11 protein-coding genes are annotated in these 8975 nt (G+C 39.9%); 10 read left to right on the plus strand and 1 reads right to left on the minus strand.

Annotated features, from left to right (window positions below; genetic code table 11):
* Positions 1 to 5: 5 nt before the first annotated feature.
* The 3 genes from ACFEL9_RS04725 to ACFEL9_RS04735 all read left to right on the plus strand — a co-directional run bounded on the left by ACFEL9_RS04725 (position 6) and on the right by ACFEL9_RS04735 (position 2022).
* Entirely contained in the window at positions 6 to 1013 is a 1008-nt protein-coding gene (locus ACFEL9_RS04725; RefSeq protein WP_385886572.1) for a PorP/SprF family type IX secretion system membrane protein, read from the plus strand.
* Positions 1014 to 1081: 68 nt separating this feature from the next.
* On the plus strand, positions 1082 to 1552 hold the full coding sequence (locus ACFEL9_RS04730; RefSeq protein ID WP_385886574.1) for a redoxin domain-containing protein: 471 nt from the start codon (positions 1082 to 1084) through the stop codon (positions 1550 to 1552).
* 131 nt (positions 1553 to 1683) lie between these two features.
* Positions 1684 to 2022 (plus strand): T9SS type A sorting domain-containing protein, encoded by a 339-nt coding sequence (locus ACFEL9_RS04735; RefSeq protein WP_385886576.1) that lies wholly within the window; start codon positions 1684 to 1686, stop codon positions 2020 to 2022.
* Positions 2023 to 2034: 12 nt separating this feature from the next.
* Here ACFEL9_RS04735 and ACFEL9_RS04740 read toward each other — a convergent pair whose 3' ends face one another.
* Positions 2035 to 3249: a class I SAM-dependent rRNA methyltransferase gene (locus tag ACFEL9_RS04740; protein WP_385886578.1), complete on the minus strand. Its 1215-nt coding sequence runs from the start codon at positions 3247 to 3249 to the stop codon at positions 2035 to 2037.
* A 117-nt stretch (positions 3250 to 3366) separates the two neighbouring features.
* On the opposite strand from ACFEL9_RS04740, the gene ACFEL9_RS04745 reads away from it, so the two are divergent.
* From ACFEL9_RS04745 to ACFEL9_RS04775, 7 genes are all read left to right on the plus strand, one after another.
* Positions 3367 to 3939: a nucleotide exchange factor GrpE gene (locus ACFEL9_RS04745; protein ID WP_385886580.1), complete on the plus strand. Its 573-nt coding sequence runs from the start codon at positions 3367 to 3369 to the stop codon at positions 3937 to 3939.
* Positions 3940 to 4022: 83 nt separating this feature from the next.
* Positions 4023 to 5186, plus strand: coding sequence for a molecular chaperone DnaJ (gene dnaJ / locus ACFEL9_RS04750; protein WP_385886581.1), 1164 nt, complete (start codon positions 4023 to 4025; stop codon positions 5184 to 5186).
* 12 nt (positions 5187 to 5198) lie between these two features.
* Positions 5199 to 5435 (plus strand): hypothetical protein, encoded by a 237-nt coding sequence (locus ACFEL9_RS04755; protein ID WP_385886583.1) that lies wholly within the window; start codon positions 5199 to 5201, stop codon positions 5433 to 5435.
* Complete coding sequence (locus ACFEL9_RS04760) at positions 5425 to 6117, plus strand: ClpP family protease (protein ID WP_385886585.1); 693 nt, start codon at positions 5425 to 5427, stop codon at positions 6115 to 6117. Before ACFEL9_RS04755 ends, ACFEL9_RS04760 begins: the two co-directional genes overlap by 11 nt.
* 148 nt (positions 6118 to 6265) lie before the next feature.
* Complete coding sequence (locus ACFEL9_RS04765; RefSeq protein WP_385886587.1) at positions 6266 to 6904, plus strand: ClpP family protease; 639 nt, start codon at positions 6266 to 6268, stop codon at positions 6902 to 6904.
* A 116-nt stretch (positions 6905 to 7020) separates the two neighbouring features.
* Positions 7021 to 8262, plus strand: coding sequence for an ATP-dependent Clp protease ATP-binding subunit ClpX (gene clpX, locus ACFEL9_RS04770; RefSeq protein WP_385886589.1), 1242 nt, complete (start codon positions 7021 to 7023; stop codon positions 8260 to 8262).
* 156 nt (positions 8263 to 8418) lie between these two features.
* Positions 8419 to 8565 carry a hypothetical protein gene (locus ACFEL9_RS04775; protein WP_385886590.1) on the plus strand — a complete coding sequence of 49 codons (147 nt, stop codon included), beginning with the start codon at positions 8419 to 8421 and terminating at the stop codon, positions 8563 to 8565.
* Positions 8566 to 8975 lie beyond the last annotated feature (410 nt).

Below are 8975 nucleotides of genomic sequence, written 5' to 3' on the forward strand. Positions count from 1 at the left end.
TGATGATGAAAAGGATAATAAATAGCAAAATGGTATTGACAATCTTATTTGTCAGTCTCAAAGCCATCGTGCATGCACAGGACATTCACTTTTCACAGTTTTTTGAAACACCACTTTTAAGAAACCCGGCATTGGCAGGAATATACACCGGGGACATTCGTGTACAAATGGTTTACCGGGAACAATGGGGCAGTGTAACAGATGGTTACAAAACAGGATCTCTAAATGGCGAATATAAATTACCAATAGGGAAAGCTGATGATTTTATAACTGTCGGTGGGCAGATATTATTTGACAGGGCCGGCACTGCTGCATTGACTCAAACAAGTATTTTACCGGTGGTAAATTATCACAAATCACTAAGCGATGATGAAAGTAACCGTTACCTTTCATTAGGTTTTATGGGCGGTGTTGTCAACAGGCATTTTGACCAATCCAAAGTCATTACAGATGATCCAAATGGCGAACCCACAGCTATTCCAAGATACACATACCTCGATGGCAGTGTAGGATTGAGCTATAATTCAAATCTCAATAAGAAGCCTGACGATAATTTCTATATAGGCGTAGCATACCATCATTTCACAAAACCTAAAAATACCTTTTTCAGGGATCCTTCCGTTAAACTAAATCCTAAATGGACGGGATCAGCGGGATTTCGTTTTGGAGTGTCCGAATACGCTTATGTGTCGATTCTTGCTGATTATTCAATCCAGGAAAATTATAAAGAAACAGTTGTTGGAGCTCTATATGGATTGAAAATTGGACCTGAGCTGGATAATCCAAAGTACACAATACATGCGGGATCTTTCATCAGGTGGGATGATGCTTTAATACCTGTGGTCAAACTTGATTATGCACCTTTTGCTTTTGCATTGAGCTATGATGTAAATATATCAAAATTGAAGCCTTATAGTGATGGACGTGGAGGATTTGAATTATCTGTTTCCTATATCGGCTTTCTCGATCGTGATAATTCAAGTTTGAATGCTGTAAAATGTCCGCGATTCTGATCTTTTGATTTCTCTTTTTATTTTTGCCAGGTTTTCATACAAGTTTAGTTTTATAAAAAACTATAAATATGGCAATTGAAGTTGGACAATTGGCGCCAGCCTTTACATTGTATGATACCACAAGAACGATGATTTCCCTTTCAGATTTCAAAGGAAAAAATGTTTTGCTGCTCTTCTTTCCGCAGGCATTTAGCCGTGTTTGTACCAAGGAGCTTTGCTCAGTTCGGGATAATATTGGGATGTATCAGAATGCAGGTGCCACGATACTGGGCATCTCAGTAGATTCGGTTTTTACATTAGCTAAATACAAAGAAGTACAGGAGTATAGCTTTACGCTACTGAGTGATTTTAATAAAGAGGTATCAGCTTTATATGGATGTCTTTATGATACCTGGATATTGGACATGCATGGAGTGTCGAAAAGATCGGCTTTTGTAATTGACAAAACAGGTATTGCAAGGTATGCTGAGGTTCTGGAAAATTCCAGCGAGGAGCCTGATTACGTTGAGATCCAAAAAATCCTGGCTTCAATAAATTAAACCTAAGTTAAAACCCTGAAATACACCTCATTAACACACTGAAAATGAGGTGGTAAAAATTTATCGGAAATTTACGTTGCACATCTCAGGAAAACGGTATATTATTGAAAAATAAAAGTAAATTTGTTTCGTTGAAAAGAATTTTACCTATACTATTTCTTTTATTGTTTTCAGTCATCTCTTCTACGGCCCAGGATTCCCGTAATCCGTTGCCCGATGGCGTGAAAAAACTGAGCCTTTATCCTAACCCCGCTACAGCTTACATTACCTTCGATATTCAAAAAAATTATCAAAAGGGCCTAACGATTACCGTTTTCAATTTTATGGGCAAAAAAATGTCGGAGAAACAATCGGTAAGTGAAAAAACAATTTTATCTCTTACTGATTTTAGCCGTGGTACTTATATTTATCATCTCACGGATCAAAGCGGTAAGGTAATCGACACTGGAAAATTCCAGGTCTCTAAATAATTTTCCTTTCTTTTAGTTGACTTGTATAATGAGGAATTTGAGGTATTGCGTATTATCCATACCCCAGATAATAGGATGATCTGAAGCTTGTGCCTGGAAAGTTACCTGCCTTATTTTTCTTCTTGCATCTTTTGCTGCCATATCAATTATCTGCAGGAACAACTCCGGGTTAACAAGGTTCGTGCAAGAGGAGGTTACTAAAAACCCGCCTGGCCTTACCAGTTTCATTCCCCTAAGATTGATTTCTTTATAACCCGTGATGGCCTTTTGAATCGTCTCCCTGCTTTTTGTAAAAGCAGGTGGGTCAAGCATTACAACATCGAATTGTTTTCCCTCTTTTGACCATTGTTTTAAAACATCGAAAGCATTGGCTGCTTCAAACCTGCATATATTTTCCAATCCATTCAGTTTCGCATTTCGATTGGCCTGCTGTACAGCATTTTCCGAAATATCCAATCCCAACACCGATTTCGCCCCATAGTATGCAGCATGTATCTCAAATGTTCCGGTATAAGTAAATGCGCCTAATACTTCGGCTCCTTTTACAAGATGCTGAATAGCCCTTCGATTATCTCTCTGATCCAAAAAATAACCTGTCTTTTGTCCATTTTCTATGTCAACATGAAATTTCAAACCATTTTCATTGATAATTATTTTGGTATCAAATGGTTCGGACAAAAAACCTTTTTGTTGAGGCAAGCCTTCGAGCTCCCTGACCGGCACATCATTTCTTTCATAAATGCCTTTGGGTTTGAATAGCTGATTTAAAGCGGCGACAATCGCCGGTTTCCATTTATCAATACCTAAGGCAAGCGTCTGTATAACAAAATAATCATTGAACTTATCAATAATCAATTGCGGCAGTGAATCAGCTTCCCCAAAAACAAGCCTGCAGTTTTCTGTATAACCCAACTTTTGGCGATAATCCCAGCATTCACGAATCCGGTTTAGAAAAAAATTATCATTAATCTCATCGGTTTTTTGCCTGGTTAAAAGGCGAACAATGATCTGCGATTTAGGATTAATATAGCCTTTGCCAACAAATTTTTTGTCATGCGTAAACACTTCAACCGTTTCACCTCCCTCTATTTGACCCTCAATCGTTTCAACTTCGTTGTTAAATATCCATGGATGGCCATTGGCGATCCGCTGTGCAATTTTTCTTTTCAGGTAAACCTTGTTCATATTGGGGCTGCAAGGTACAAAACAAGCCCAAGCGATCATCATGCAAGGGCTTTATTGTCACCAATTCTTGCCCCGGGAGGTCTTATCAGGTCATTTTGTCCAAAACTGCCTCTTGGCAATATTCTTGACAGGCTTACCTTTGCAAACAATTTGTAAAAAATGGCAGAAAAAGACGTGAAAGAAAAAATCAATGAAACCCCGGAAAATAGTGTGGGAGTGGATATCAATTCAGACGACTCATTAAGTGGTTCTACTCATCTGAACGAACCGGTTGCGGAAGAGTCGCTTTTGGAAAAAACCAAAGAAGAACTTAAAGAAGCTAAGGATAAGTATCTGCGTTTGGCTGCTGAATTTGACAATTTTAAGAGAAGAAATGCTAAAGAAAGAATTGAGCTGATTCAAACAGCTGGAAAGGATGTGATCGCTGAAATGCTGGAAGTGTTGGATGATTGTGACCGGGCTCAGCAACAGATGGAAAGTACTGAAGACAGCCAACAAATAAAAGAGGGTGTTAGCCTAATCTTCAATAAACTTAAAAGCAAATTGCTATCCAGGGGGCTAAAAGCTATGGAAACAAAGGGCAAAGACTTTAATGCCGACCTGCATGAAGCAATCACGGAAATACCAGCTCCTTCAGAAGAACTAAAAGGTAAGGTGGTAGATGAAGTTGTGAAAGGATATTATCTTAACGATAAGATTATTCGTCACGCAAAGGTGGTGGTAGGAAAATAGAAGCTTTGAGCCATAGGCCGCGTACTACGAGTCGGTTTATGGAATTTACTCAACTCGTAGTGTAAAGCTCATCGCTTATTCATATGTCAAAAAGAGATTATTACGAAGTATTAGGCGTTGGAAAAGGGGCCGCTGCAGATGAAATAAAGAAAGCATACCGCAAGGTCGCCATGCAGTACCATCCTGACCGCAATCCCGGCGACAAGGCCGCGGAAGAGAAGTTCAAAGAAGCTGCGGAAGCTTACGAAATATTAAGCGATGCAGACAGGAAGGCACAGTATGATCGCTATGGCCATGCCGGTGTAAGTGGCAATGGCAGAGGTCCCGGTGGATTTGGCGGTGGCATGAACATGGATGATATCTTCAGCCAATTCGGAGACATTTTCGGAGATGATGTGTTCGGCAACTTTTTTGGCGGCGGACAAAGAAGTCGTGGCGGTCAGCGTAGCCAGGGAATAAGAGGCAGCAACCTTAGGGTTAAATTAAAACTGACCTATGAAGAAATAGCTAAAGGCGTCAAGAAGAATATCAAGGTAAAGAAATATGTTCAGTGCGCCACCTGTAATGGTAGCGGTGCAAAAGATAGGAGTAGCATACAAACGTGTAAAACTTGTGGTGGCAGTGGCCAGGTAAGAAAAGTGCAAAATACTTTCCTTGGCCAAATGCAAACGGTGACTACCTGCCCCTCCTGCAATGGTGAAGGGTCAACGATTACCGCCAAATGCGGAAACTGTAAAGGTGAGGGTCGTGTTTATGGCGAAGAAACCGTAAGCATCGATATACCAGCTGGTGTGCAGGAAGGAATGCAATTAAATGTGACGGGGAAAGGTAATGCAGGGGAAAGAGGTGGCACGAATGGAGACCTTATTATCCTTATTGAGGAAGAGCCACACAAAGAATTACAAAGGGATGGATTGAATATCGCTTATGATCTTTATATCTCATTCCCCGATGCGGTAGCTGGCATACAAGTGGAGGTTCCGACTATTGACGGCCGTGCAAAAATTAAAATCCCTGCAGGCACACAGAGCGGAAAAATTTTCAGGCTAAAGGGAAAAGGATTCCCTGCTGTCAATTCATACGAAAAAGGTGATCAGCTTATCCATGTAAACGTATGGACACCTCAACATGTATCGGCTGAAGAAAAAGCAGCACTGGAAAAAATGAGCCAATCTCCCAACTTCAAGCCACAACCTGATAAAAGCGAAAAGGGCTTTTTTGATAAAATAAGGGAGATGTTTTCATAAATAATCTTTTGAATGAGTAAAGCTTACCCGCATCCTGGTAAGCTTTTTTTATTTCGTATATCTGTCATTTTCGCCGATGTGATGGCAAAGTGGAAGGCCTTAAAAACCAAACGTTCCTGCTATACTGTCACTCCTTTTGCTGTTTTATCATTTGGACGGATATTTGATGACTTAACCTATCTTAGCGAAGATTCCGGCACCCGTGAGCTTCGCATTCACCCGCAAACAAAAAATATCTATGAATTATAATTCAGAGTTTGAAAAATATGCGGTCAAGCACCGCGGTCTTTCCAGCAACACGTTACATAGCTATGCGTCACACCTTGTTACTGCCATGACGCCAAATATCATTGAAGAGCGTCCGATGAATGTCGCTGTGATGGATGTTTATAGCCGACTCATGATGGATAGGATCATATTTTTAGGTTACCCCGTTAATGACGAGGTTGCTAATATCATAACAGCCCAATTGTTATTCCTGGATTCATCTGACAGAGCAAGGGATATCAATATGTACATTAACAGCCCGGGCGGTAGCGTATATGCCGGACTCGGTGTATATGACACGATGCAATATGTAAGCCCTGATGTGGCTACAATCTGCATTGGCATGGCAGCATCGATGGCTTGCGTGTTATTAGGCGCCGGTACCAAAGGAAAGAGAGCTGCTTTAAAACATTCACGCATCATGATGCATCAACCAAGCGGAGCAATCGGCGGACAGGCAAGTGATATAGAAATTACAGTGAATGAGATCAGGAAGTTAAAAAATGAACTATACTCAGTGGTAAACAATCATACCGGAAAACCTGTTGAGCAAATTGAAAGAGATTTTGACAGGGATAAATGGATGACCTCGATTGAAGCAAAGGAGTATGGTCTCGTTGATGAAGTATTATTGGTGAATCACCGTAAAGAGAAGAAGGATTAAGATAGAACCACGATTAACAGGATTTTAATTGATCGAATCGTGAGGAAAGGTAATTAATGAATGACGATGAGATGTGTGATGCAGCGACGTTGATCATACAAATTGAAGCCAATAAAAATAAATCATAAACTACAAATTATTTCGAGATATGAATCGCAGACATTTTTTATACAACGATTGGAGAGCAGAAGAGGAACCTGATGAAGATGAAAAGGAAGAGACCCCGAAATCTGACCTCATGATGTTCAGTAAAAAGCTGGAAAAATATTTTTTTGAAAGCAGGAGTATCTACCTGTGGGGCGTGGTAGATGATAAAAGTGCACGGGATGTAGTCAGTAAAATGCTTTTACTCGACGCCGACAAGCCTGGTGAAGAAATCAAATTTTATATCAATAGCCCGGGTGGTGTAGTTACCAGTGGTATGGTGATGTATGATACGATGCAAATGGTAAAGAGCCCGGTGAGTACCATCTGTATGGGATTGGCCGCTTCGATGGGGAGCATATTGCTAAGCGGCGGAAAAAAAGGAAAACGTTTTATCTATCCCAGCGGCGAAGTGATGATCCACCAACCATCATTGGGAGGATTTATCAGAGGAGTAAGTACGGATCTTGAAATACAGGCACGCCAAACCAAAAGGGTTAAAGACATGGGAGCGAAAATATTGGCCGAAAATTGCGGTAAAACAGTTGAACAAATTTTAATCGACTTCGACCGTGATTATTGGATGAATGCGGAAGAGGCAATGAAGTACGGTATTGTAGATAAGGTTATTACCAAGTTGTAATACGCTACCAATCAGGATTATAGATATCCTAATTAATAGAAAATCGTCTTTATCAGGACGGTTTTCTATTTTTGTATCGTTGATAAAGAAAAAGCGGGATAATTCCAGGATAAAACATGGCAAAAAACATTTTACATTGTTCATTTTGTGGACGTAGTCGTGATGAAGTAAAAATTCTGATCGCCGGGCAGGAAGGACATATTTGTGAGAATTGTGTAGAGCATGCAAGAGAGATCATCGAGCAGGAGCTGATGGTTAAGGATGATAAAACTTCTTCTTCCTTCAAACTCACGATAAAGAAGCCTTTGGAAATCAAAAAGTTCCTGGACGAATATGTAATAGGCCAGGATGAAGCTAAAAAGGTTTTGGCAGTAGCGGTTTATAATCACTATAAACGCCTGCAACAAAAAGGCGACACAGTTGGTGGTAATGATGTAGAAATCGAAAAGAGTAATATCATCATGGTAGGTGAAACGGGAACCGGTAAAACATTGCTGGCAAAAAGCATTGCCCGCATGTTGAACGTTCCTTTTGCCATTGTGGACGCAACTGTATTTACTGAAGCCGGTTATGTGGGTGAAGATGTAGAAAGCATCCTGACGAGATTGTTGCAGGTATGCAACTATGATGTTGCTGCAGCTGAACGTGGTATTGTATATATTGACGAAATAGATAAAATTGCCCGCAAAGGTGATAATCCTTCTATCACCCGTGATGTAAGCGGAGAAGGAGTACAACAGGGAATGCTGAAACTATTAGAAGGAACAGATGTATTGGTTCCTCCCCAAGGTGGTCGTAAACACCCTGAACAAAAACTTATTAAGATCAACACACAAAATATATTGTTTATCTGCGGTGGGGCTTTTGGTGGTATTGATAAGATCATCGCACGCCGGGTGCAAACAAACACGATCGGGTTCAACGTAGATAAAGAGCAACAGGAGAGCATGAAGAAAAACCTGCTGCGATACGTCAATGCACAGGATTTAAAAGCATTTGGATTAATTCCGGAACTGCTCGGCCGCTTACCTGTTGCTACACACCTGGATCCCCTGGATGCACCGACACTCCGCGCCATTCTCACTCAACCAAAAAATGCATTAGTTAAACAATATACCCGGTTGTTCGAATTAGAAGGGATTAAATTGACGATTGAAGAAGATGTGTTGGATTTTATGGTTGAAAAAGCATTGGAATATAAATTGGGCGCAAGAGGATTGAGAAGCATCTGTGAAGGTATCCTTACTGATGCAATGTTCGAATTACCATCGTCAAGGCAAACACATTTCGCTCTCGATCTTGATTACGCCAAACATAAGTTTGATAAGAGCAAATTGAGCCTGTTGAAAGTGGCGTAAGAAGGTTCAAAATATTTAACAGGTTAAAAAGGTTTCAGAAGTTTTCTAATTCTGAAACCTTTTTACATTATAAAACAACCAAAAATAATTTCAATAAAATAAACGGTTTTGCTTTTCTTAACTTGTGGAACTTTTAAAACTTTTAAACTTTTTACCATGCAGGAACTGATAGATAAATTAAAAGCCGAAGCAGGACTCACAGACGAGCAGGCACAAAAAGCCATTGCAGCTATAAAAAATTTTGTTGTAGAAAAATTCCCAATGCTGGAAGGTGCTGTTGGTAGTCTTTTTGGACAAGATTAAATGCCTAGCGAATACTACGGCATTTTCTGCCTCGGGGGTGATTGGCAGCTTCGTAAGGAGTCATTGCCCTGCTGCAGGATTCTAAAAATATTATCAGGATCAAGCTCCAAAAGAAGTATCTGGTTTTCATAACTATTGATTTTGTAGAGCAATGATAATTATTTTAATATAAAAATGAAAAGATAATACACGCCTGAAAAACGCTACGGCGTTTGAGTGAAAACTCTTTTCAATTGATAGAAAATATACTTACATTTTTTTGGTTGATGACTTTTTAACGGAGTAGATGTTTACAAGATCCTTTTCGAACAACGTAAACGGATCGTTGTAAAATGTAGAAGTTAAGATTTGATCTGACAGTTGGGATTAACTTTAGAGTAACTACAACCTAATTGTTAACCCCAAAAAGT

Source organism: Terrimonas alba (assembly GCF_042434975.1).
GTDB classification, from domain to species: domain Bacteria; phylum Bacteroidota; class Bacteroidia; order Chitinophagales; family Chitinophagaceae; genus Terrimonas_B; species Terrimonas_B alba.